We start from the raw sequence: 22,557 nt of genomic DNA on the forward strand, positions 1-22,557 counted from the left end.
CGGGCATACGGGCCGGCGGCTTACCGGCGGCCCGCATGTTCCAGGTCAGCCAGTTCACGCAGCGGGCGTTCGAGCCTCTCCATCTGGCTGGCTATTGGCCACATTCCGTCGATGACGATGTCTGCTGAATCGACGAGCTCCTTGTCGGCGAACAACTCGTGACCGCCATCGGCGTAGAACCTGTGCGATGCCAGCCCAGATAGTCATCGGGATGGCGTGAGATGCCATCGACGTCGTCCCAGAAGATGACAGCTGTGAAAGCGCTCGGCCAGGGCGCGCGTGAGCGTGGTTTTTCCGGGTCGGAAATTCCCGAAATGGCGATGATCATCCGCATGCGCGGCATCTGGCAGGGGACGATGACGCCAGCATTTCGCACGTGAAGCCGACGTCGATCAGCCGTGGCTGGCTTCACCCCGGACCAGCGCCAGAAATTCGCGCGCGGCGCGCGTGGCATAACGCTCCTGGTGGCGCAGTACGAAGAAGCTGCGCCTGGGCAGCGCGAAGTCGACGGCGACAAGCGTGCCGGCCTTGAGCGAGGCGTGCGCCACGAGGCGCGACATGATGGCGACGCCGGCACCGGCTTCCACCGCCGCACGTACGGCCTCGTTCGAGGGCAGCTCGAGCACGATGTCGAGGCTGTCGGTCTCGACGCCGCGCAGCGCCCGTATCGCTTCGAAATGGGCGCGCGTGCCCGAACCTTGTTCACGCACGATCCAGCGCTGCGACTTCAGGTCCTCGGGAGAGGACGGCGGCGTGACGGTCCAGGGATGATCGGCGACGGCGACCAGCACCAGTTCGTCCTCGGCGACCGCTTCAATGGCGAGGGCGGGATCGTTGACCTCGCCCTCGACAAAGCCGAGATCGGCCGAACCGTCATGGATCTGAGCTGCGACCGTCTCGGTGTTGCCGATGGTGATGCCGAGCGCGATGCCGGGAAAGCGCTGTTGGAAACGATGAGCGACCGATGGCAGCCAATAATTGGCGACAGTCTGGCTGCCGGCAAGCTTGAGCGAGCCGCGCTTCAGGCCGGCGAGATCGGCCAGCACCACCTCGGCGGAGCCGGCACGGGCCAGCACGGCACGCGCCTCGGACAGGAAGATGCGGCCGGCGTCGGTGAGCACGATGCGGCGGCCGACGCGGTCGAACAGCTTCGTCTGGTAACGCGCCTCCAGCGCCGACACCGCGGCGCTGGTCGCCGATTGCGTCAGGTTCAGTGCCTGGGCGGCCCGAGTGACATGTTCGCGTTCGGCGACCGCAACGAAGATCCTGAGCTGTTCGAGAGTCACGGCTTTCCTTTCGGTCTCAGCCCAGAAGCTTGACCAGCATTAGAGAGAAAGTCGCGATGAAAAGGAACGCGGCCAGGCCAAGAAAGAGTGGACGAAGTCCCTTGGCCCTGAGCTTGCGAATGTCGGTCTCGAGGCCCATGGCGGCAAGCGCCATGGTGAGCAGGAAGGTGGTGAGTGCGACGATCCATGTCTTCGCATCCGCCGGAATGTCGACGAGGCTGTTGACGCCAACCATGGCTATGAAGCCGAGCACGAACCACGGCATCGGGGCAGTTGTGCCGCCTTGGGTCGCTCTGGACGATCTCGCGCGCTGGCGGGCGGCAAGGCTGAGCGTGATCACGACAGGCGCCAGCATCAGGACACGGGTGAGCTTGGCGACGGTGCCGAACTCGCCGGCCTGCTGGCCGTCCTGGAAGGCGGCTGCCACGACCTGGGCGATCTCGTGGATCGAGGCGCCCGCCCACAGACCGTAGGCGTGGGGGCCAAGCTGGAGCAACCCGGGCAGCAGCGGATAGGCAAACATTGCGATCGAGCCGAAGACGGTGACGCAGGCAACCGCATAGGCGACATCCTCGTCCGATGCCTTGGTCACCGTGTTGGTGGCGATGACGGCGGACGCGCCGCAGATCGAGGTGCCGGCGGCGATCAGCTCGGCAAGCTTTTGCTCGACGCCGATCAGCCGACCGAGCCACACGGTGAAGGTGAAGGTGGCAACAAGCGTGGCAGCGATGATGGCCACACCAGTGATGCCGACTTCGGCGACCTGGCTTGCTGTCAGCTGCAGGCCAAGCAGGATGATGGCGAAACGCAGCACCTTGCGCATCGAAAACGCCACACCTGGTTTGGCCTGGTCCGGGGTGCCGGCAAGATTGTGAAAGGCGATGCCCAACACGATCGCAATGATCATCGGGCTGAAACTGCCGAGGCCGGGCAAATGCCGCAGCGCAAAGGCAAGGGCAGCGATGCCCGCCGCAAGCAGCAGCCCGGGCAGCAGTCTGGCGTTGTCGTGACGGCCACGCGCCGGCTGGCGCCCCGCCTGGCTGCGGGTGGGGGAAAGTGTGGTTTCGGTTCTGGTTAGGGCATTCATGGGCTTGGACCTGTCGATTTCAGGTGCAAGCTATGCGCCCGCTTTCAATCAATCCAACGCGTAATATCGCTTGAATCGTTCGGGTGAGGCGAATGGTCTGGCGCGTTTCACCTCTGTCCGGTCTCTGGTATCTCTTGGGCCCTTCCGTTCCTCATTCATGCCGAGTCGCCGATGCCTGTTTACGAGATTGCAGCACTGGGTGCCGCGACATGCTGGGCCATCACCGGGCTGATCTCGGCCGGGCCTGCCGGCCATCTCGGTGCGCCGGCGTTCAACCGGCTGCGCCAGCTCTTCGTCACCGGGCTTTTGGCTGTCTACGTGGTGGCGACCGGCAGCTGGCGCGAACTCGACGCCGGCGTTGCCGGGCCGCTGATCCTGTCGGGCCTGATCGGTATCTTCGCCGGCGACACGCTTTTGTTTGCCGCGCTGAACCGGCTCGGCCCGCGCCGCTCCGGCATATTGTTTGCGCTCAATGCGCCGATTGCTGCCGTGCTTGGCTGGATGGTGCTGGGCGAGGATCTGTCCGCCAAGGCCGCGGCCGGCATCGGGTTGACGGTCGCCGGCGTGTTGCTGGCGATCCTGTTCGGCAAGCGCCGCGACCAGCTGCACGCCTGGGAGACGGTGAAGGGGCCGCTGTGGATCGGCGTGGCGCTCGGGCTGGGAGCCGCCACCGGCCAGGCGATCGGCTCGATCATCGCGCGGCCTGTCATGGCGACAGGTATCGACCCGTTCCTCGCCTCGATGCTGCGTGTCGGCATTGCCGCCTTCTGCCTGACGGTGCTGCTGCAACTGCCGATCCCGGCGGTGAAGCCGAAGGGGCCGCTGACCTGGAAGGTGGCGGCGTTGACAGCGCTGACCGGCATCATCGCGCTCGCCATCGGCATGACGCTGCTGCTGTTTGCGCTGTCCGGCGGCAAGGTCGGCATCGTCTCGACCCTGTCTGCCACGTCGCCCGTGATCATCCTGCCGATGCTGTGGGCCAAGACGGGCGAACGCCCGGCCGGCGGCGCCTGGGCAGGGGCGGCGCTGGTGGTGGCGGGCATGGCGCTGCTTTTCATGAAGTGAGGGCGGCTGGCGCCTGAAATTCAGCAGGATTTGTCAATCTGGATCACGCGATCCTGCAGGCGAAGCAAGAAGCAAGCGACGATGCACCAGGCCGACATAAAGGAGCGCCGCACGGCAGACATGCACGGCGTGGCCGCACGCGAAGCGGCGATGCCAGCTGCGGTGGCGGCTGTTTTCGCAGCATTTCCCGCGCCGGTGCGGGCGCGGTTGCTCGACATACGCGGGTTGATCCTGTCGACGGCGGCCGAAACGTCGGGCGTCGGTCCATTGACCGAAACGCTGAAATGGGGCGAGCCGGCTTACCTGACCGAAACCAGCGGCAGCGGCTCCACCATAAGGCTCGGCTGGCCGAAGCCCGGCGGCCAGAGCTGCGCGGTGTATTTCAACTGTCAAACGACGCTGGTGGAGAGTGTTCGCGCCCATTTTGGCGAAACCTTCACCTATCAGGGCAACAGGGCGCTCCTGCTCGACGTCGATAAACCGTTGCCGGCCCCATTGGCGATCTGCCTGGCGATGGCGCTGACCTATCACCGGCGGCAGCGCTGACCCAGCGGCACATCTCAATCAGTGCAGTTTCGTCACCAGCCGCACCAACCAGTCGGTCAGGCCCTTGTAGGGCGGGCGGATCAGGTCACTGGCCGAGGGCTCGTATTTGCGCAACACTGGCATCGCCTTGGAGAAGGTGAGGAAACCCTCGCGGCCGTGATAGTGGCCCATGCCGGAGGCGCCGACGCCGCCGAAGGGCAGGTTGGCGCAGGCGAACTGGTAGAGCGTGTCGTTGACACAAACGCCGCCGGCGACGATGCGCGACAGCATGGTTTCGATCTCGGCCTTGTCGTCGCCGAAGCAATAGAGCGCCAGCGGGCGGTCTCGCTCCACCACATAGGCGATGGCCTGGTCCAGCGAAGCATAGCCGACGATGGGCAGGATCGGCCCAAAGATCTCGTCGCGCATGACGGCGCTGTCAGGGGCGGGATCGAGCACGGCGGTCGGCGCCAGCAGGCGCTCGCGGCCGGCGGGCAATGTGGCGATGTCGAGCAGTGGGACCCGCTCGTGGCCTCGTACGGCTGCGTCGTCGAGCAGGCCGCTCAGGCGGGCGAACTGGCCGTCATTGACGATCGAGGTGTAGTCGTCGAAACCTTGCCTGGCGTTGTAGCGGGCACTGACTTCCTGCTTGACCAGGCGGACGAGCTCGTCGCGCTTTTGCTGCGGCACCAGAACATAGTCGGGCGCGATGCAGGTCTGGCCGGCGTTGAAGAATTTGCCGGTGGCGATGCGCCGGGCCGTGCGTTCGAGATTGGCAGACGGCGCGACGATGGCTGGCGACTTGCCGCCGAGTTCGAGTGTCACCGGCGTCAGGTTGCGGGCGGCCGCGGCCATCACCTTGCGGCCGACAGCCGTCGAGCCGGTGAAGAACAAGTGATCGAAAGGCAGTTCGGAAAAGGCCGCCGACAGCTCAGTGCCGCCTTGCGCCACCGCCACCCGCGCAGGCGGAAAGACTTCTGCCAGCAGCGACTGCAGGAAGGCGGCGGTGCGCGGCGTGTGTTCGGAGGGCTTGAGGAAGACGTGGTTGCCGGCGGCGATGGCCGCGACAAGCGGTGCCAACGCCAGGTTCACCGGATAGTTCCACGGCGCGATGATGCCGACGACGCCAAGCGGCACGTGGCGGATCTCGGCGCTGGCGGGCAGCAGCTTCCAACCGGCCGAACGACGCTCGGGCTTCATCCACGATTTCAGCATGCGTTGCGTGTGCTTGATTTCAGACAAGACGACGCTGCCTTCGCCGAGCAGGCTTTCATGGCGGGAGCGGTGGCCGAAATCGGCGCTGATTGCCTCGACCATCTCGTCGAGGCGCTGGCCGAAAGCGCGCTGCAGGCGCTTGAGGTCGTCGACGCGCTGGGCATAGGACGGCCGCGTCTCGAGCCAGGCGGCGCGCAGCGTGTCGAAGGTTGCCCTGAGGTCGGGCTGGCTGTCGTTAGGCTTCAGCATCGTTTTCCGTCGAACGGGCGAAGAGATACTGCGCTGCATAATAGGTGCCGAGCACCCAGATGGCATTGTAGGGAATGTTCCAGCGGAAGCGGCCATAAGCAAGCACCGTGTCGCTGACCATGAAGAACAGGCCGCCGAGGGCTGCAAGGCGTGCCGCTTTCTGCGCGGGCGTGCCGGCAAGCTGGCGGTCGCGCGACAGCGCCTGGGCGGCCATGGTGGCAAGCACCAGCGCGTAGAGCGCAACCGGAATGCGCATGGGCGAGGGCAAATACGACCACAGCCCGGCGAAGACGGCAGCGGCCAGCGCGGCAAACAGCGCGAAGATGCCGATATTGCCTGCAAATTTCGAATCGCGGGTCAGCGCCCAGATATAGGCGCAGTGGGTGAGCAGGAAGCAGACGAGGCCGGCAAGGAAATAGTCTCCCGGCAGCATCAGGAAAAAGTCACCCACCGCGGCAAAGCCGAGGCCAATGGCGATCGGCAGGCCATAGCTACGCGAATCCATGCCGCGCAGCACGGCGATCAGCAATAGCAGCGTCGCCGTCGGCTTGGTGAGGTAATGCAGCCAGCGCCAGTGCGAGCTGGCATCGGGCGCGATCAGGCTGCCCAGAATGGCCAGCACCGCGCAGATGGCGAAGAGCCGGTAGATCGTTGCGTTGCTGCGTGTCGCCGTGCCCATGCCGCGCGCCCCCTCGTGCTGCCGATGTCAGGATAAGCCAATGTTTTCGGCAGTTTGTCCAGTTACCCTTACGTAAAGTGCGGGAAGGGCAGGTGCCAATGTTTGGGGTCGGGTCACGGGGCCGTTGCGCAAATGCGATACGCGCGGAGCATAACGCGCTGTAAGGCGAATTGCAGTTTACGTTTCGTTCACCATCGCCTACACCCCGACCTCCCAGAAGCCTGCCAGTGATTTGCGCCCCGATGCAGAACAAATCCATCCGCTTTCGCGCCCGTTCGTTTGTTGCCTTCGCGCTTGTGCCCGAGGCGCCGCTGGACCAGTGGCTGCAGGATCTCGACCGCTGGATCGAGAATTCTCCCGGCTTTTTCAAGGGTCGGCCGGTGGTGCTGGACCTCAATGCGCTGAAGCCGCTGGCCGACGAAATCGGCGCCCTGGTGACCCTGATCGCCGAGCGCGGAATCAGGACCTATGCGATCGAGGCCGACTATATCGATTCGCTCGGCGACGAGCTGCCACCGAAACTGGCCGGCGCCAGGAAGACGATGGTCGAGGAAGAACAGGTCGACGCCGAAGCGCTGGCGAAGGCCGAGGAGGCCGCCAAGGCGCCGCTGTCACCGTCCAACACGCTGATCGTCGAGCAGCCGGTGCGTTCCGGCCAGTCGATCGTCCATCCGCATGGCGACGTGATCGTCATGGGTTCGGCAAGCTTCGGTTCCGAGATCCTCGCCGGCGGCTCGATCCACGTCTATGGCACGCTGCGCGGCCGCGCCTTTGCCGGCGCCTGGGGCGACCGCAGCGCCCGCATCTTCTGCCGCCGCAACGAGGCCGAGCTTTTGGCCGTCGACGGCTGGTACCGCACCGCCGAGGACATGGAGCCGTCGATGCATGGCAAGGCGATCCAGGTCCATCTGGAAGACAACGCCATCCAGGTCGCGCCCCTCAATTGACAAACGGAGACAACAAAATGGGCAAGGTAGTGGTCGTCACATCTGGCAAGGGCGGGGTCGGCAAGACGACCTCGACGGCTGCCCTCGGTGCCGTGCTCGCCCAGTCCGGCAAGAAGGTGGTGCTGATCGACTTCGACGTCGGCCTGCGCAATCTCGACCTGGTGATGGGCGCCGAGCGCCGCGTCGTCTTCGACCTCGTCAATGTCACGCAGGGCCAGGCCAAGCTGGCGCAGGCGCTGATCCGCGACAAGCGCGTCGAATCGCTGTTCCTGCTGCCGGCTTCGCAGACGCGCGACAAGGACGCGCTGACCGAGGAGGGTGTCGCCGGTGTCATCAACGCGCTCCGGGACAAGTTCGACTACGTGCTGTGCGACAGCCCGGCCGGCATCGAGCGCGGCGCCCAGCTTGCCATGCGCTTCGCCGACGAGGCCGTCATCGTCACCAACCCGGAAGTCAGCTCCGTCCGCGATTCCGACCGCATCATCGGCCTGCTCGATTCCAAGACGCTGAAGGCCGAGAAGGGTGAGCGCGTCACCAAGCACGTGCTGGTAACCCGCTACGATGCCGGCCGCGCGGCCCGCGGTGAGATGCTGTCGATCGACGACGTGCTGGAAATCCTGTCGGTGCCGCTGCTCGGCATCATTCCGGAAAGCCAGGGCGTGTTGCGCGCCTCCAATGTCGGCTCGCCAGTGACGCTGAACGAGCCGACCAATGCCGCTGCGCGCGCCTATGCCGACGCTGCCAAGCGCCTTGAGGGCGAGGACGTGCCGATGGTCACGCCGGTCGAGAAGAAAGGTCTCCTTAACCGTCTTCTGGGAAGGAGAGTGGCATGAAACTGCTCGACTTCTTCAAGCGTGGCGGTAGTGCACCGGTGGCGCGCGAGCGTCTGCAGGTGCTGCTCGCCTATGAACGCAACAACCGCAACCAGCCCGATCTCGTCGCCGTGCTGCGCGAGGAGATCATCGCGGTCATCGCCAAGCACGTCCAGGTCAACCAGGATGACGTCAAGATCACCATGGATCGCGGCGCCACCACCTCGACGCTGGAAATCGACATCCATATCCCCAACGCCGGCATCAAGGCCGCGGCGGCGATCTGAGCGAAGACGCAGGCTGGCTGGGCGATCCGCCGAGAGGCCGCCGGTGTGCAGGATGTCGTGCCTGCCACGCCGGCGATGGCCTGAGGTGTCGTGGCGGCAGCACCCGCATCGACGATCCCGATGGTGAGGGCAGCTTTTCAGGCTGCGGCTTCGTGAACTCGCAATCTCGTATCTCCTTGTTGTCATGCGGCGGTCGCTGAGGGGCGTTAGGGCAGGCGGACCTCGAACGATGGACCGCAACGATGCCCGCAGATGCTCTCTCGCCCGAACTGCTCGCTTATTCTAGTGGACGCAACACGACCCAGCCGCCGCATCTCGGCACGCGCTATCTACGCGCTGGTGGCTTCCTGCCTGAGCCCGGCAACACCATCGTCTGCCATGTCTCGAAGGGCTCGCCGACGCTGGAAGGTCTGGTCGAGGCCCGCGAGAAATTCCTCGCCATGCCCGAGGCGAGGCACTTCGTCTTCACTCCCATCACCAGCCTGCACATGACACTGTTCCAGGGCGTCATCGAGTACCGTCGCAAGCCGGGATTCTGGCCGGATGGCCTGGCGCTCGACGCGTCGATCGAGGAGTTGACCGAGATCATGGCCGCGCGGCTGGAGACGCTGCCGGTCTTGGAGCCGTTCCAGGTCGAGGTGACACATGCGCGGCCCTCCGGCCTTCTGGTTGACGGTGCCCGGGAACGCGACCGCAGGGCAATGCGCCAATGGCGCGACGTGCTCGCCGACCTGCTCGGCTACCGCCATCCCGATCATGACGACTACCCGTTCCACATCACCTTCGCCTACGCCATCGACTGGCTCGACGACGACGCCTTGCCGCGCTGGCAGGAGATGCTGGGCGAAGTGGCCGGCGACATCAGGCGCAAGATGCCGATCCTCGAACTCGACCCGCCGGCGTTCTGCTCGTTCGAGGACATGAACCACTTCTGCGAGTTGCTGGTGCTTGGCGGCCTTGGGCGGAAATTGCGGAGGTGGGAGGCACTCGGCAGCTGAATGAATGGATCGCGGCGAGCGTCGCGATCCCGGTGACGACCTGTACGCCGCCCAGCGCTGGCGCGCCTAAAGGCGCTTGTCGATCCAATTGGTCATGTCGGCAATGGCGTCTTCCTTGCCGATGTCGTTGAGCAGATCGTGATAATGGCCCTCATAGAGCTTCAGCGTCTTGTCCCGGGAGCCGGCGGTTTCGAAAAAGTATTCGCTTCCATGGCAGACGGTGGCCTTGTCGGAGGTGCCGTGCATGATCAGCACCGGCAGGGTGATCATGGGGAACTCCTCACGCAGCCTTTCGTCGGCGCGGACGAGCGCTGCGACGGTCAGCGCCGGCTGAACCTCGTGGGCGATCAGCGGGTCGCTGTTGAGAGCTGCCACCGCATCCGGGTCGCGGGAAAAATCCTCGTTCTTGAGCTTAAGCACCGGCAGGCGCGGGGCGACGTGGCTGAGCCCTTTGATCGCAGCGAGCGCGAATCCGGGCGCCGGCACCTGGAAGGCAAAACTCTCGCAGATGAAGCCGGCAAGCTCCGACTGGTTTTCGAGCGTGTAAGTGGCCGAGACCACGCCGCCGGCGCTGTGGCCGAGCAGGAACAGCGGCAGGCCGGGATATCGCGACTTGGCAATCCGGATCGCGCCGGCGACATCGCTGACATAGTCGCCGACCGTCTCGACAAAGAAGCGTTCGCCGTCCGATTTGCCGCGTCCGCGCAGGTCGAGCGCGAAGACGGCAAAGCCGTGCTTCACGAGATGCTCCGCCGCCCAGCCATACTGCCCGCCATGGGAATTGACGCCGTGGCAGATGACGACGACGGCGCGCGCCTTGCCTTCCGGTCGCCGCGACCTGAGGAAGATGTTCAGCCCTCCGGCGCTCTGGAATGTCTCTTCGGTCGTATCAGCTCCCCAAGCCTGCATCATGACTACCCCCGCAGTTGATGAAAAGAACCTCCCATCGAGGCCAAGGAACTGTGAGCGCCTTTGCTCAAGCGCGCAAGCATGGGTTGTACAGGCGCCTGTCGGGGGAAGCCGCGACCTCTTACGCCTAGCGCCCGGCCGGTTGGAACAGCTCGACGAGATTGCCCGAGGGGTCGACGAGCAGGATCTGCGCGCCGCCGGGGCCCTTGATCATGTCGTTGCGGAACTGCGCGCCCTCGGCCCGCAGTCGCGCCACCTGCGCCGCGAGATCGTCGACGATCAGGTGGATGCGGTTCCAGCCGCCGGCGCGCGGCTGGGCGCCATCGGACATCGGCCGTGCCGCCGAACTGGTCGGGCCGCTGAGCAACAGGCGCAGCGACCCACGGGAGACGTCGGCAAAGGCCGGCGCATAGTTGGTAAGCACCTCGAAGCCGAGATGGCGCGTGTACCAGTCGATCGAGACCTCGACGTCGTCGACGAGGTAGCGGACATTGACCATTTCAGAGTGTACCGTGTCAGATGGCATCGGTTACTCCCGGGATGGGGGCACAGTCGCCGCAGCAGTCTGCTACGACGACGCGTCCTTGCCAAGGCGGCTGGTCTAGGCGGGCGGGAGTTCGAACAGCAGGGCGCCATGCTGCCGGCCGCGTTCGACATAGCCGATGATGCGGAACCAGCGCGCGACCTCGGGGCGATCGAGCCAGCCGCGCGAGTGGATCGGCACGTTGCCGGCAAGTTGCTGGATACGGCGGATGTGACGCTTGCAGAACCGGACCGTGGGCGCGGCGAAGAACTCGTCCTGGGCGGCGAAGAGTGTTTCGGCCGCGTCCGAATGCTCGTGCCAGGCGATGATCGCCACCGGGCGGTCACCTTCGACAAGCGCGTGGGCGCGTCCTTCCTTCAGGTTCATCATCAGGTTGTCGTAGGCGCTCTTGGCGTCCTTGCCGGCGGCGGCATACTCGTCGGACATCCGTTTGGACAGGTCATGGAAGACCACCTCGAGGTCGCCGATGGTCGCTGTTCTTGCGCGCATATCTCCTCCTTCGCACCCCTGGAGGCAGTTTGCCCTAGGGAAGAACGATGTCCAGTGAACAATTTTTGGCTGTTCCGGTCGCGAGGAAAAGATATTCCAGCAACACTGCGCGTATTTCGTGCAGCAGATTTGGTGCAGGCAGCAAGTTGTTTTGCCGAGTAACAGCTGAAATCGATGGCTTGTTCCGTCTGGGCATGGTCTGTTCATTCCAGTCCAAGACGTGGCCTTCCCCCGGGCGTAAATGAAAGGGGCTGGCGGCAGGGGCCGCCGCTGCGCCGGCCGTTGCCGGTCGAGGGGCGAGGCATGGGCAGAACCGCATTGTCAGGTCATCGGGCATGGATCGGCAGTGGCGCGCTGGCGCTCTGCTACGCGATCTCGGCCTGCTCGACGACCACTGAATCGAACTTCGAAGGCCCTGGCTATTCCTACGACACGCGCAAGCTGGAAAAGCAGATGATGGCGGAGGCGACTGCGCTGGGAACGGCGCAGGGCGTCGCGGGGGTAGCCGCCTCGATGCTGCCAATGGGTGCCGGCAGCCTTGTTACCACGACGGCGGGCAGGGCTGCCCGCGACGCGATGATCATCCGCCACGACAAGGTGATGCGCGAGCAGATCGAGCGCGACAACGCCGAATTCTACAAGCGCTACGGCATTACGGAGGCGGATGCCGGCCCTGTCGTCGCAAACCGGAGCCCGGGCGAGCGCAAGCGTTGCGCCAGGAGAGGCGGGGTGCGGCGGTGCTGAGATTGCGGTCTTTTCGCAGCCTCCATCACACCCTGCATCGGCAATTCTGAAAAGCCATCCCCGAGCGGCCGTGTTCCGAAACCAGGGATGGTTCTACGATACGGCCTTCAAACCAGGCGGCCAAGCAATTGAGCCACGCCCGTTGCCAAGCCCACAAGCAGCAGGACCAGCAGCACATTTACCGACCGCTTGATGGTGTAATACATCAGGCGATTGGTCGCCTTCAGCGCTTTGATCCGTGCCAGCAGCGGTGATAGCCGGGCAAAGGCCCTGTTGGCCAGACCGCGATGGTCTTCCGGTGTGTTGGGCACGACCGAGGCACGGGTTATGCCCTGGTAGAAAAAGTTGAACAGCGCCCCGATCGGGTTCAACGGGCGTTTGACGTCGCACATGAGGATGAGACGGTCGGAGTCGGTGTCGTTGCGGACATAGTGCAGGTAGGTCTCGTCGAACATCAGCACCTCGCCATCGCGCCAGCTCTGATTGCGGCCATCGACATTGATGAAGCAGTCGTCCGAATTGGGTGTCGCCAGGCCAAGATGATAGCGCAGGGATACGGCGAGGGGATCGGCATGCCTGGTCAGTTTTGAGCGGCCCGGCAGGAAGGCGAACATGGCGCCATGCACCGCCGGCACCTGCAGCAATATCTCTGTCGTCCGGGGACAGAGCCGCCGCGCGGAATGGTGCGTGTAGCCATACCAGTTGAGGTAGAAGCGGCTCCAGCCATATTTGAAGAACGTCCGAAAGCCGACATCGTAGGAGCCTGCCGTGCCCGGACGCTTGGTCGCGTCAAAATAGCCCTGGCGCACCAGCTCCAGCCCTTCGTCGCGGATCGTCTGCCAGTTCTGGCGCAGCAGGCCGACTTCAGGGAACTCGGCCGGGTCGAGGACGGCCTTCGATCCACGCCGCAGCGTGGTCATGTAGAGCACGCAATTGAGGGGCGTGAAGATCGGCCAACCCTTGCGGATATACTCGGTCAGGCTGTTGTAGCGAGCCTCACCCCTGAAACGGTAGACATAAACGATGCTTATGGCGGCGAGCGCCAGAATGAACGCGGAAACCAGCATGAGTTCTCCTTGGAAAACCTTCCGCGCGACTGATTACGGATGACGCATTGCAGCAGCATTACGTGACGGTGCTCGGCTACAGCTCGCCACCGATCGGCTTTGCTGCCGGCAGATCGGATCGTTGGGTCGGGCAAACTGGCTGGCATTCCTTGGCTGATTGGGACGATGTGCCCCCACCAACGACAAAAGCCGCCGATGATTTCGGCGGCTTTTGCAGGCGGATGTCGGTCGGGCCATAGGTGTTGACCCAGACCGTGCCGGCCTTGAGGCGCCTGGTGAAGTCGTGGGCGCGGCCGATATCTGCCGTCCAGACCCCGGCGGCGAGGCTATAGACAGTTCCGTTGGCAATGCGCAGTGCGTCCTCGTCGTCGTTGAATTTGATGACGGTGGCGACGGGGCCGAAGATCTCTTCCTGCGAGATGCGCATCTCGTGCGCGACGTCGGCGAAGACTGTCGGCTCGACATAGAAACCGCGCTCGCCGTGGCGGCTGCCGCCGGTGACCAGGCGCACGCCCTCCTGCTTGCCGATCTCGATGTAGTCGAGCAGACGCTTCATCTGCACTTCCGAGACCAGCGGCCCCATGCTGGTCGAGGTCTCCCTGGGGTCGCCGATGCGGGTGGATGCGGCGCGCGCGGCCAGCCGTTCGACGACCTCGTCATGACGCCGGCTCGATCAGGACGCTACGCTAGGTGTTCAGGACGATGGAGTAAGCTGCGCCAGCAGTGCGGATCTATGCTTTCCGCAATGTCACTGCAGGAATCCTATAGTCTCCGAGGCTCTTCGCTGTCACTTCGGGCGTTCGTCGCTCGAAAGGCCAAGCAATTGCTTTTGGTCCATTTCCCGGATCGCTCCTCGCCGCTGCGCTCCTGCGTCGCGTTGGCATGACGACGAGATAGGTGCGTTCCAACCTTCAAAGCAGAACGTGGCGGTGGCGGCCAGCAATTGCAAGAGCGGCCCGCTTGGCGTTGCCAAGTCGGGCCGTCTGCATTGCGCGGTGGGCGTTGGGGTGGGGCAGCCGACGCAATACTCACACCTAGGATTTAAGGCACCGCGTCGGCGCACTACCCCACCTTCCCACCCTCGAATCTACGCCCGTCGCAGGTACAGAGACAATTAGCTCATTGGATGGGTTCATGTAGCTTGTTCGTCTGATGGAGCAGCCAGTTGAGCTCGATCGGAATGGGCGCGTCTCCGACCTGTTTTGGGCACAGCTCCTTCGCGACCATTCGGGCTCGCAGTTTGGGACGGTGATGAAGTGCGCAGTGTTCGACGCGCATCAAATGTGGTCGAATGCGGCTGCGATCATCGGGGAGGTTCGTTAGGTGGACAGGGATACGCGCCGGCTCGAGATGGTCGTGCTGATGACGCCCGAAATGGCGAATTTCAGCGGCAAGGTGCATGGCGGTGCCTTGCTCAATCTCCTCGACCGCGTCGCTTTCTCATGCGCGTCCCGTTATTCCAACAAATACGCCGTCACGCTCTCGGTAGACCAGGTGGTGTTCCGCGAGCCGATCAATGTCGGCGAACTTGTCACCTTCCGGGCCTCGGTCAATTTCGCCGGCCGCACCTCGATGGAAATCGGCATCCACGTCGAGGCCGAAAACATTCGCTCCGGCCAGCGGCGCCACACAAATTCCTGCTACTTCACCATGGTGGCAGTGGACGAAGACGGCCGCCCGACCGGGATCCCGCCTTTTGTGCCGTCGACCGACATCGACCGCAGACGCCACCGCGCCGCTGAACTGCGCCGCGAACTGAGGCGGGAGTTCGAGGGGCGCTTTCGGGCCGCAGCGAATGCGGGCGAAGAGTAGCGGCGTGTATGTTGGATGGTGCAGCCACTCGCCACCCGCCGAAAACTCTCGGCCGTGACGAATGGCGTCTCAGCTGCCGGCAGATCGCTGCCGATGAACGTCCCTTGCTCTCTGGCGGCCTATCAAACATAGGCTGTCGTCAGTTGGATTCCCACGTGCCGTGGAGCCCGCGAAAAAGGATGATCCGATGCTTGAAAGAATAAACCCCGATATCAGGTGGAGTGACGCTGTCGTCGTAGGCAACCTGATTTTCGTCGCCGGCCACACCGCCGAGAAGACGCGAGGCCAATCGGTGCGCGAACAGACGGAAGAGGTGCTCCAGTTGCTCGACGAGACGCTGGCGCAGGCCGGGGTGACCAAGAGGAACCTCGCCATGGTGCAGATCTATCTGGCCGACATGTCGAACTTCGCCCAGATGAACGAAGCCTGGGACCGATGGGTCATCTCCGGCGAGGCGCCGGCGAGGGCGACGGTCGAATCCAGGCTCGCCTATCCCGATCTCGGCGTTGAAATCACGGCGGTAGCTGCGCGGTAGGGCAGGTGAGGAATGCTGCCGGGCGCCGCCTCTCGTCAAGATACCACCATCGCGTCGCGATGGATTTCAAGGAAGACTCCGAAATCTTCCAGGGTTCGACGCGGCTGCCATCGCTCCTCAATGTTGGAAGCTTCACGGAGAAACCTGACGCACCATTCCTTTTTCCAGACGACGGTGCGCAGTTCTTCCTCGGAGAGATCACTCAGATCTGAACTGTCATGTCGAACCCGTAGGATCGACAGTGTTTTCGAGTAACGTCCTTCATCAATGCGCAGGCGCTTTGACCGCAAGAGCGCGTTGATGTCCTTATCGGTCTTGGACATGTAGTAATCTTCCGCGACCAGATCGCCTGAGATGGGCTGCCCCGGAAGCACCCTGACGCACAATGCCAAACCCGAAGCTCCCTATGAGGTCCCAGACTTGAAAGAGACCATCGACCGACGGTAGCCGGGCGGGATAACCCAGATCTTGCAGCTGGTGCGGCTGGCGAAGGATCAAATGCCCAATCATTTGGGATTTGGTAAGCGGCCGACCGCAACACCCGCCTGTCAGTGAGATGGGCGGGTGCAACTGATGAGCGAAGGAAATCTATCGAAGGCCGATTTGGTTGTCGGGTAAGGCTCCTCCTTGACGCACGTCAAAGCGGACCAACGCCAACATGTCATGGTTTGCTCGGAGTGGAGCAAGTCAATGAGCTACAACACGATCCTCCTGCAACTCGATATCGACCGTCCTGTCCGGTCTAGGGTAGCCTATGCAAAAGCCGCGGCTCTGATGTTTGACGCAGATTTGATAGGCTTCTGCGCGGCCGAGCCGAGATATGTCATGCCGACAGGTGACAGCGACCTTGCAATTGCAGAAGCGATGCAGCGCCAAGTCGACGAAATTGAGGACCGCCTCGCAAAGGTAAGGCAGGAATTCTTCCAGCTGGCAGGCGACGACAAACGTGTCTCCTGGCGTGGTGAAATCGGCAATCCCAACCAACTGCTAGCACTGCACTCGCGAGCGGCAGACTTGATCGTCGCGGGGTCTGGGCCTCTATCGGCAGTCGACTCCAACCGAACTGTGGACCATGGAACTTTGCTGCTTTCCGCAGGGCGCCCAGTGCTGCTGGCGCCTGCCGATTTCAAGCCCGTCAGCGCTGAGGCTGTCTTGATCGCCTGGAAGGATACGCGCGAGGCTCGGCGTGCAGTCGCAGATGCGATGCCATTCCTTACAGCTGCGTCGCGGGTGCGCGTCGTGGCTCTCGGAAGCGTCGACGGCACAGCGAGACAAGGCATCGATGATGTCGTCAGCTTTCTCGCTCGACATGGCGTTAGGGCAACCGCAGAGGCCATTGATGTCGGCGGAGCAGATGAGGCCGAAGCCTTAATCCAGATTGCCGATGAATATGGCGCTGATCTGCTTGTCTCCGGTGCCTACGGTCATAGCCGAATCCGAGAATGGGCGTTTGGCGGTGTCACTCGTGCCCTGCTTAGAAGTCCAGCGATAAATCGGCTGATGTCAAACTGACGGTGATCCAGGGTGCAGCAATGCCAGACCTTGAACTGGTTTCCATGTTGCCGAGCCCTTATGCGTATGTCTCGCGAAGTGGCACCTCTGCACAACTCGGCGACATGCTGGCTGTAAGCTTTGAGAAGCTCTACGGGGCGCTATCGTCGAGCATGGTCGTTCCGGCAGGTCCACGTCTGGTTCGCTATCGCAAGATCGACGAGAATGAGGTTCTTTTCGACGCAGGCTTCCCGATACGCGAGGATCAATTCAGAATCTTGCGTGGGTCCGGCTTAGGGCTTGGCGCAACGGCGGCCGGAGAAGCAGTCAAGGCTCAACAAGTTGGTTCCAGAGAGCCATTGACCGACACCTACAGGGCTGTGCTCGCGGAAATTCACGCGCGCGGGCTCACTGCGACTGGCGACATGTGGGAATCCTATCCAGGCAGGTCGACAAGCGAGACTGTGACCGAACTGCTCTGGCCCCTTCGCGACGTGCCTGACTTCGTCTTCACGCCCAATGTGCCGTCATGGTCACCGCCAGTTTGACATACGTCAATGTGGTCGAGGGTGCTCGGCGTAACATTCAGGAGCATCGTCTCAAGGAAGAGCTGGGAGAGCGCCTCTCCAACCTGCGCGGCCATCTGTGCACGCGGCGGAATAGCTGCCCAAACGAGGCGATAGGTCAACGTTCAAGAAGGATCAATTCCATGGCTGATACATCGACCAAACTTCCCGTAACGGCCGAGAAGGAAAATGTACCGCAGGCTCGCGGCGGAGGATGGACTTCGTTTGAGTCCTTGCGCCGAGAGGTCGATCGTCTCTTCGATGATTTCCATCCATTTGGTTGGCGTGGGGCTATTCCAAGGTTGCCAGAGCTACGCACTCCCTTTTCAGGCAATTGGCCATTGGCTCCTGCGATGGATCTGGTCGAAAAGGACGGGGAGTACGAAATCACGGCCGAACTCCCTGGGGCCGACGAGAAGGACATCGATATCAAGGTCACCAACCACGTGCTGACGATCAAGGGTGAAAAATCCGAGAAAAAGGAAGAGAAGAAGAAAGACTATTTCCTGTCAGAACGCCGTTACGGTTCATTCCAGCGGTCCGTTCAGATTCCCGAGGGGGTCGATGCCGACAAGATCGAAGCCACCTTTTCGAAGGGCATCTTGACTGTCAGGCTGCCGAAGACTGCGGAAGCCCAGAAGCCTGAAAAGACGATCACGGTGAAGGCCGCATAGGGCCAACCACAATGCTGAGTGTTGGCGCGTTCATGGCGCCGACACTCATGCCAGAAGGTCTCCGATGGTAGCGGACGAAAGCTAGCGTCCGCGCCCTGAGGCACCTGGGGCTTTCTGACAACGAGATCGCCAGATACTTCGCAACGACGTGGGGTGGTGAGGCTGATCTCCCAAACCACCAAAAGTCGAGACACTCCGGCAAAGGACATGGGGTCGACTCATGGGACACGCATCAAAGCCCAACTTCTCACACTCCGCCCAGCAAGCTCAGCAATGGGTGAATGAACTGGCTGCCGATCTCGGCTGGCCGGAAAACCTCTCTCATCGTTTGATGAGGGCGGTGCTTCAGGCGTTGCGCGACTGGCTGTCGCCAGAGGAGGCCGCGGATCTTTCTTCGCAGCTACCTGAGATGATCCGAGGAATCTATTTCGAAGGCTGGGATCCAGCGAAGTCGCCCGCCGTGGAGCGTGACAAACGTGACTTTGTGCTCCGAATCTCGAAGTCCTTGAACGAACAGCCCGAGGTCGACATCGAGGAAGGTATTGCAGCCGTATTCAGGCTCCTCGATCGGCATCTTTCCCATGGTGAAATCGTCCAGGTGAAGAATTCGATGCGCAAGTCGCTTCGACACCTTTGGCCGGAATGACGGCAATGTTCCGAGATAGGCAAGAGGCGGGCGAAAGGCTGGGGCTTGAATTGCTTGGCGCCAAGCTGGCCAAGCCCGTTGTTCTGGCGCTTCCCCGTGGGGGCATCCCAGTGGCCGCAGCCGTCGCTAGTGCGCTCGATGCTCCTCTCGACGTGCTCATTGTCCGCAAAGTTGGCGCGCCGGGGAACGCGGAATTGGCTGTCGCTGCAATCGTCGATGGCACGCCTCCGGATGTGGTCGTGAACCGCGAAATCGTCGAAGCGTATTCCCTGGGAGACGAGGAACTTGCTGCGCTGGTGAACGCAGAGCGTCCGGAACTGGAGCGGCGCAGCAGGCTTTTTCGAGGGGTCACCCGCTCCCATTCACTGGCTGGCAGAACTGCGGTCTTGGTCGACGACGGTGCCGCCACGGGGGCGACCCTGAAAGTCGCCTTGCGCGCGGTCAAACGGCGGGGGCCGACACGTACCGTCGTGGCACTCCCTGTCGCACCGTCCGACGCGCTTGACGTTCTCCGACAGGAGGCCGACCAAGTCTTCTGCTTGAGTGCGCCAGGCCGCTTTCGCGCCCTGAGCTACCACTATCGCAGTTTCCCTCAGCTGACGGATGAGGACGCGATGAATGCGCTTCGGGCAGCCAACGAAGAGCGAAGGCTTCGGCATCCTCGATAAGACAATTCCGATGTCTTCTCTCGGGCAGTTGCGGTGCATCTGCAAATGTTTGCTCTACGTCAAGGCGAAGATCTCCCGGAACGCTCATTCTGACCATGTTCAGGTCGATGTGGCTTCCTGAAACGTTGCTCAAGGAGACGCAGCATGAAAACCCAGATTTTTCTGCCACTCGCGACATATCCTGATCCAAACTCGGATGCCGTCGCCGTCAATGCCGTCGCTGTCGCGCAACAGCTGCATGCCGACCTGCATGTTCTAGCGATTCATGCGGAGATCCCACACGTTTCGAGTCCATTGTCACGAATTCTGATCGATGTCCCGGCGCGAATCCGGGAGGCCGAGGCAGTCAGTCGCAAAGCCGGCGATCACCTTCTCGCGAAAGTGGTCGAAGAAGGATCGCGACAGGGCGTTGCCGTCACCACTGCTTCCGAGGCCGTCCTTCTCGCGCTTCAGGGTGAAAATGCGGCAACCCATGCTAGGTATCATGACTTTGCGCTCGTGGGGTGGGAGCCGAACAACCAGACCTCCAGAATGATTGCGGAAGGGGTCATTTTCGACTCCGGCCGGCCAACAATCCTGCTGCCCGACTCGGCCAGCGCAGCCAAGATCGAGCACATCGCGATCGCATGGGACGGCAGCCGCGTGGCAGCTCGCGCCGTGGCTGATGCATTACCACTCCTGACGCACGCCTCCAGGATTCATGTTCTCACGATAGTCGACGAAAAGCCGCTGAAGGCAGCCGACATCGGCGAAAAGCTGGTCGCTTCATTGAGAAAGCGTGGGCTCAACGCGGATGCCGCAGACATCAAATCCGAAGACTGCCCGATCGCAATCACCTTGCAGGAACGGGCGATAGAGCTGGGTGCGGACCTCCTGGTGATGGGGGGATACGGCCATTCCAGGGTTCGTGACTTCGTGCTTGGAGGGGCGACGGAAGGCGTGCTGACAGACCTGCGTCTGCCGATACTGATGTCGCATTGAGGAACGCGACCATGGAGTTCTCGAGTAAAGTCGCGCTTGTCACCGGAGCTGGATCGGGCATAGGCGAGGCTGTGGCTCGAGAGCTTGCCGCGGGCGGTGCCAAGGTTGTTGTGGCAGACATCGACATCCACTCAGCGGCACGCGTGGCACAAGCCATCGTGGCTGAAAATGGCGAAGCCCACGCCTGCCAGGTCGACGTTGCTGATCCACGATCAGTTGAACAGATGGTCCGGTTCGCCGTGGAGACGTTCGGAGGCCTTCACCTTGCGGTCAACAATGCGGGCATAGGCGGCGTGGATACCGAAACGGCCGACTATCCGATCGATAATTGGCTAAGCGTGTTGGAAGTGAATCTCGATGGTGTTTTCTACTGCATCAAGTTCCAGCTTCCGGCCATGCTGAAGTCCGGCGGAGGAGCGATCGTCAATATGTCTTCCATCCTGGGGTCGGTGGGTTGGAGCAAGGCTTGCGCATATGTTGCTGCAAAGCACGCTCTGGTTGGATTGACGAAAGCGGTAGCCATTGAATATGCAGCGAAGAATGTTCGCGTTAACGCCGTCGGCCCAGCGTTTATCGACACCCCACTCCTCAAGAAGAACCTGGACGATGAGACGATCGGACAGCTGGCGGCCCTGCACCCGTTGAACCGCCTCGGATCTGCGCGTGAGGTCGCGGCGCTGACCTGCTTCCTCTTGTCCGAAAGAGCAAGCTTCATAACGGGCAGCTATCATCTGGTCGACGGAGGTTACACGTCGCGATAGTCGCCCTCACGGCATCGCGAACCTCCCCGATTGCCAACGGCGAACACAAACTGCGGAGGCACAACATGAGACTTGTGGTTTCCTTGGGTGGGAATGCCCTCTTGCGCAAAGGGCAGGCGATCACGGCCGAGAACCAGCGCGAAAACGCCGCCATGGCCGCCATGTGGCTCGCGCCCGTGTTTAGGGAACACGACGTGGTGATCGCTCACGGCAGCGGCCCACAGTTGGCGATGCTCGCACTGCAGTCGTTTTCCTACAGGGTCGCCGAACCTACGCGTCTCGATCTGCTGTGCGCTCAAGCTGGGGGTGAGACAGGGTATCTGCTGGCTCGAGAGTTGCGGAACAAACTCGGGAGTGACCGACACGTTGTCGCGCACATGGCGCAGGTGCTGGTCAATGCCGATGACGAGGCTTTTGGAAAGCCGGCGAAGCCCATCGGACCCTTCTACGAACGGACCTACGCCCATCAATTGCGCCAGCTGCGTGGCTGGCAATTTGCGGATTTTGACGGCGAGTATCGACGTGTTGCCCCAGTTCCCCGCCTCCTCGAAACCATCGAGATTGGCGCAGCGAAATCTATGCTCGGGTCTGGTACGGCAGTTGTCATGTGCGGCCCCGTACCCGTCGCTGCGGGCTCTGGTGGTGAGTTGCACGGGATGGAGGCCCTGCCGGACAAAGACGAATTCGCTTCGCTCCTGGCACGAGAATTGGATGCCGACGGATTGCTGTTTCTGACGGACGTGCTGTCGGTTGCCACGGACTATGGCAAACCGGAACAGCGACAAATCAGACAAGCCACTCCCGCGTCGTTGGGAACGCTGGCCTTCGATCCGTCTTCGATGGGGCCTAAGGTGAAGGCCGCATGCGACTTCGTCGAGGCATCGCACAGATGGGCTGCCATCGGATCGATTTCGAATGTGGAACATGTCCTGTCAGGGGAGGCCGGGACACGTGTTGTGCCAACCATGGCAGGCGCGATCGACTTCTGGCCGCGCTGATTCAACCTTACGGAGGTGAGGTCATGTGGGTTCGTTCTTTGTCTACGCTTGACTGCAGCAAGATTTTGGCTCGCAGTCATTTCGGCCACCTTGGTTGTTCCAAGGACGGACGGCCATATGTTGTGCCGTTCTACTTCTGTTACTCAGACAGCAGGCTTTACGCGTTCTCTATGCCTGGAAAGAAGATAGACTTCATGCGAGCCAATCCCTGCGTTTGCGTGCTGGTCGACGAAAGGGGAAGTGGCCGAGAGTGGCGCAGCGTGCTGGTCGATGGCCGATTCGAGGAGTTGAAAGGCGACACGCCGCAGAACAAGATCGATCAGGAGCATGCCTGGAACCTGCTCAGCAAACATGTGAACTGGTGGGAGCCAGGCGGTCTGAAACCCGATCAGCGTCCCATTGCCCAGCATTCATCCCACCTTTTCTTCCGGATTTGCGTCGAACAAGTATCGGGCCGGGAGGCTGTCGAGGGGGAGCAATCTTGAAGGATGTTGGCAATCTGACGCGCGGGGCCGGTTCGAT

The 22,557-nt window shown here is 62.3% G+C and carries 29 protein-coding genes and 1 pseudogene; 19 read left to right on the plus strand and 11 right to left on the minus strand.

The genetic code is table 11. The annotated features are described in order from the left end of the window. Nucleotides 1–20: 20 nt before the first annotated feature. A complete protein-coding gene (locus H5P29_RS32810; protein ID WP_256438248.1) occupies nt 21–155 on the minus strand; it encodes a hypothetical protein in 135 nt (44 codons plus the stop codon). 99 nt (nt 156–254) lie between these two features. Between H5P29_RS32810 and H5P29_RS32815 the strand changes: the two genes are divergently transcribed. Continuing rightward, the gene (locus H5P29_RS32815) at nt 255–380 is read left to right on the plus strand and encodes a hypothetical protein (protein ID WP_256438249.1); all 126 of its coding nucleotides are present in this window, start codon (nt 255–257) and stop codon (nt 378–380) included. A gap of 12 nt (nt 381–392) precedes the next feature. Here the strand turns inward: H5P29_RS32815 and H5P29_RS16530 are convergent, their stop codons facing one another. Then, complete coding sequence (locus H5P29_RS16530; RefSeq protein WP_067961350.1) at nt 393–1,286, minus strand: LysR family transcriptional regulator; 894 nt, start codon at nt 1,284–1,286, stop codon at nt 393–395. A 16-nt stretch (nt 1,287–1,302) separates the two neighbouring features. Then, on the minus strand, nt 1,303–2,373 hold the full coding sequence (locus H5P29_RS16535) for a YeiH family protein (protein WP_154383988.1): 1,071 nt from the start codon (nt 2,371–2,373) through the stop codon (nt 1,303–1,305). A 171-nt stretch (nt 2,374–2,544) separates the two neighbouring features. Between H5P29_RS16535 and H5P29_RS16540 the strand changes: the two genes are divergently transcribed. Both H5P29_RS16540 and H5P29_RS16545 read left to right on the plus strand, forming a co-directional pair. Further along, complete coding sequence (locus tag H5P29_RS16540; protein WP_067961354.1) at nt 2,545–3,438, plus strand: DMT family transporter; 894 nt, start codon at nt 2,545–2,547, stop codon at nt 3,436–3,438. Between the two features lie 81 nt (nt 3,439–3,519). After that, nucleotides 3,520–3,984: a DUF1801 domain-containing protein gene (locus H5P29_RS16545; RefSeq protein WP_348640607.1), complete on the plus strand. Its 465-nt coding sequence runs from the start codon at nt 3,520–3,522 to the stop codon at nt 3,982–3,984. 18 nt (nt 3,985–4,002) lie between these two features. On the opposite strand, the gene H5P29_RS16550 is transcribed toward H5P29_RS16545, so the two are convergent. Both H5P29_RS16550 and H5P29_RS16555 read right to left on the minus strand, forming a co-directional pair. After that, the gene (locus H5P29_RS16550) at nt 4,003–5,427 is read right to left on the minus strand and encodes a coniferyl aldehyde dehydrogenase (protein ID WP_154383989.1); all 1,425 of its coding nucleotides are present in this window, start codon (nt 5,425–5,427) and stop codon (nt 4,003–4,005) included. Then, nucleotides 5,414–6,106: a lysoplasmalogenase gene (locus tag H5P29_RS16555; RefSeq protein WP_154383990.1), complete on the minus strand. Its 693-nt coding sequence runs from the start codon at nt 6,104–6,106 to the stop codon at nt 5,414–5,416. Before H5P29_RS16555 ends, H5P29_RS16550 begins: the two co-directional genes overlap by 14 nt. Nucleotides 6,107–6,348: 242 nt before the next feature. Between H5P29_RS16555 and minC the strand changes: the two genes are divergently transcribed. The 4 genes from minC (at nt 6,349) to H5P29_RS16575 (ending at nt 9,150) form a co-directional block, all read left to right on the plus strand. Beyond that, nucleotides 6,349–7,053 (plus strand): septum site-determining protein MinC, encoded by a 705-nt coding sequence (gene minC, locus H5P29_RS16560; RefSeq protein ID WP_154383991.1) that lies wholly within the window; start codon nt 6,349–6,351, stop codon nt 7,051–7,053. 17 nt (nt 7,054–7,070) lie between these two features. After that, nucleotides 7,071–7,886 carry a septum site-determining protein MinD gene (minD, locus tag H5P29_RS16565; protein ID WP_067961362.1) on the plus strand — a complete coding sequence of 272 codons (816 nt, stop codon included), beginning with the start codon at nt 7,071–7,073 and terminating at the stop codon, nt 7,884–7,886. After that, a complete protein-coding gene (gene minE / locus H5P29_RS16570) occupies nt 7,883–8,152 on the plus strand; it encodes a cell division topological specificity factor MinE (protein ID WP_067961364.1) in 270 nt (89 codons plus the stop codon). Before minD ends, minE begins: the two co-directional genes overlap by 4 nt. 242 nt (nt 8,153–8,394) lie before the next feature. Continuing rightward, nucleotides 8,395–9,150, plus strand: a complete 756-nt coding sequence (locus tag H5P29_RS16575; protein WP_154383992.1) for a DUF1868 domain-containing protein — start codon at nt 8,395–8,397, stop codon at nt 9,148–9,150. Between the two features lie 66 nt (nt 9,151–9,216). On the opposite strand, the gene H5P29_RS16580 is transcribed toward H5P29_RS16575, so the two are convergent. The 3 genes from H5P29_RS16580 to H5P29_RS16590 form a co-directional block, all read right to left on the minus strand. Further along, nucleotides 9,217–10,062, minus strand: a complete 846-nt coding sequence (locus H5P29_RS16580) for an alpha/beta hydrolase (protein ID WP_210252492.1) — start codon at nt 10,060–10,062, stop codon at nt 9,217–9,219. 124 nt (nt 10,063–10,186) lie between these two features. Beyond that, on the minus strand, nt 10,187–10,585 hold the full coding sequence (locus H5P29_RS16585) for a VOC family protein (protein WP_067961367.1): 399 nt from the start codon (nt 10,583–10,585) through the stop codon (nt 10,187–10,189). A gap of 75 nt (nt 10,586–10,660) precedes the next feature. Continuing rightward, nucleotides 10,661–11,092 (minus strand): hypothetical protein, encoded by a 432-nt coding sequence (locus tag H5P29_RS16590; protein ID WP_067961369.1) that lies wholly within the window; start codon nt 11,090–11,092, stop codon nt 10,661–10,663. Between the two features lie 303 nt (nt 11,093–11,395). On the opposite strand from H5P29_RS16590, the gene H5P29_RS16595 reads away from it, so the two are divergent. Next, entirely contained in the window at nt 11,396–11,836 is a 441-nt protein-coding gene (locus H5P29_RS16595) for a hypothetical protein (protein WP_154383993.1), read from the plus strand. Between the two features lie 107 nt (nt 11,837–11,943). Here H5P29_RS16595 and H5P29_RS16600 read toward each other — a convergent pair whose 3' ends face one another. Both H5P29_RS16600 and H5P29_RS16605 read right to left on the minus strand, forming a co-directional pair. Next, nucleotides 11,944–12,903, minus strand: a complete 960-nt coding sequence (locus H5P29_RS16600) for an aspartyl/asparaginyl beta-hydroxylase domain-containing protein (RefSeq protein ID WP_208993644.1) — start codon at nt 12,901–12,903, stop codon at nt 11,944–11,946. Between the two features lie 214 nt (nt 12,904–13,117). Next, nucleotides 13,118–13,564, minus strand: a pseudogene (locus tag H5P29_RS16605) (aldehyde dehydrogenase family protein); the annotation flags it as partial. Nucleotides 13,565–14,253: 689 nt separating this feature from the next. Between H5P29_RS16605 and H5P29_RS16610 the strand changes: the two are divergent. Together H5P29_RS16610 and H5P29_RS16615 are read left to right on the plus strand one after the other, a co-directional pair. Further along, nucleotides 14,254–14,715 carry an acyl-CoA thioesterase gene (locus H5P29_RS16610; RefSeq protein WP_067966424.1) on the plus strand — a complete coding sequence of 154 codons (462 nt, stop codon included), beginning with the start codon at nt 14,254–14,256 and terminating at the stop codon, nt 14,713–14,715. A gap of 187 nt (nt 14,716–14,902) precedes the next feature. Beyond that, nucleotides 14,903–15,250 carry a RidA family protein gene (locus H5P29_RS16615; RefSeq protein ID WP_067966427.1) on the plus strand — a complete coding sequence of 116 codons (348 nt, stop codon included), beginning with the start codon at nt 14,903–14,905 and terminating at the stop codon, nt 15,248–15,250. Nucleotides 15,251–15,285: 35 nt separating this feature from the next. Here the strand turns inward: H5P29_RS16615 and H5P29_RS16620 are convergent, their stop codons facing one another. Continuing rightward, nucleotides 15,286–15,573: a hypothetical protein gene (locus tag H5P29_RS16620; protein ID WP_154383994.1), complete on the minus strand. Its 288-nt coding sequence runs from the start codon at nt 15,571–15,573 to the stop codon at nt 15,286–15,288. Nucleotides 15,574–15,940: 367 nt separating this feature from the next. Here H5P29_RS16620 and H5P29_RS16625 point away from each other — a divergent pair, with 367 nt between their 5' ends. The 9 genes from H5P29_RS16625 (at nt 15,941) to H5P29_RS16665 (ending at nt 22,520) form a co-directional block, all read left to right on the plus strand. Further along, nucleotides 15,941–16,762, plus strand: coding sequence for a universal stress protein (locus H5P29_RS16625; protein ID WP_067966429.1), 822 nt, complete (start codon nt 15,941–15,943; stop codon nt 16,760–16,762). 20 nt (nt 16,763–16,782) lie between these two features. After that, the gene (locus tag H5P29_RS16630; RefSeq protein ID WP_154383995.1) at nt 16,783–17,289 is read left to right on the plus strand and encodes a hypothetical protein; all 507 of its coding nucleotides are present in this window, start codon (nt 16,783–16,785) and stop codon (nt 17,287–17,289) included. A gap of 161 nt (nt 17,290–17,450) precedes the next feature. Next, entirely contained in the window at nt 17,451–17,981 is a 531-nt protein-coding gene (locus H5P29_RS16635) for an Hsp20/alpha crystallin family protein (protein WP_154384233.1), read from the plus strand. Nucleotides 17,982–18,201: 220 nt separating this feature from the next. After that, nucleotides 18,202–18,627 carry a DUF2267 domain-containing protein gene (locus H5P29_RS16640; protein ID WP_067961380.1) on the plus strand — a complete coding sequence of 142 codons (426 nt, stop codon included), beginning with the start codon at nt 18,202–18,204 and terminating at the stop codon, nt 18,625–18,627. 50 nt (nt 18,628–18,677) lie between these two features. After that, nucleotides 18,678–19,295 carry a phosphoribosyltransferase gene (locus tag H5P29_RS16645; RefSeq protein ID WP_371746497.1) on the plus strand — a complete coding sequence of 206 codons (618 nt, stop codon included), beginning with the start codon at nt 18,678–18,680 and terminating at the stop codon, nt 19,293–19,295. Between the two features lie 144 nt (nt 19,296–19,439). Continuing rightward, complete coding sequence (locus H5P29_RS16650) at nt 19,440–20,276, plus strand: universal stress protein (RefSeq protein ID WP_067961384.1); 837 nt, start codon at nt 19,440–19,442, stop codon at nt 20,274–20,276. Nucleotides 20,277–20,287: 11 nt separating this feature from the next. Continuing rightward, the gene (locus H5P29_RS16655; RefSeq protein WP_154383996.1) at nt 20,288–21,037 is read left to right on the plus strand and encodes an SDR family NAD(P)-dependent oxidoreductase; all 750 of its coding nucleotides are present in this window, start codon (nt 20,288–20,290) and stop codon (nt 21,035–21,037) included. A 65-nt stretch (nt 21,038–21,102) separates the two neighbouring features. Further along, nucleotides 21,103–22,035: a carbamate kinase gene (locus H5P29_RS16660; RefSeq protein WP_154383997.1), complete on the plus strand. Its 933-nt coding sequence runs from the start codon at nt 21,103–21,105 to the stop codon at nt 22,033–22,035. 23 nt (nt 22,036–22,058) lie between these two features. Then, nucleotides 22,059–22,520 carry a pyridoxamine 5'-phosphate oxidase family protein gene (locus tag H5P29_RS16665; RefSeq protein ID WP_067961390.1) on the plus strand — a complete coding sequence of 154 codons (462 nt, stop codon included), beginning with the start codon at nt 22,059–22,061 and terminating at the stop codon, nt 22,518–22,520. The last annotated feature ends 37 nt before the right edge of the window (nt 22,521–22,557 follow it).

It is taken from the genome of Aminobacter sp. MDW-2, from assembly GCF_014250155.1.
GTDB lineage: Bacteria > Pseudomonadota > Alphaproteobacteria > Rhizobiales > Rhizobiaceae > Aminobacter > Aminobacter ciceronei.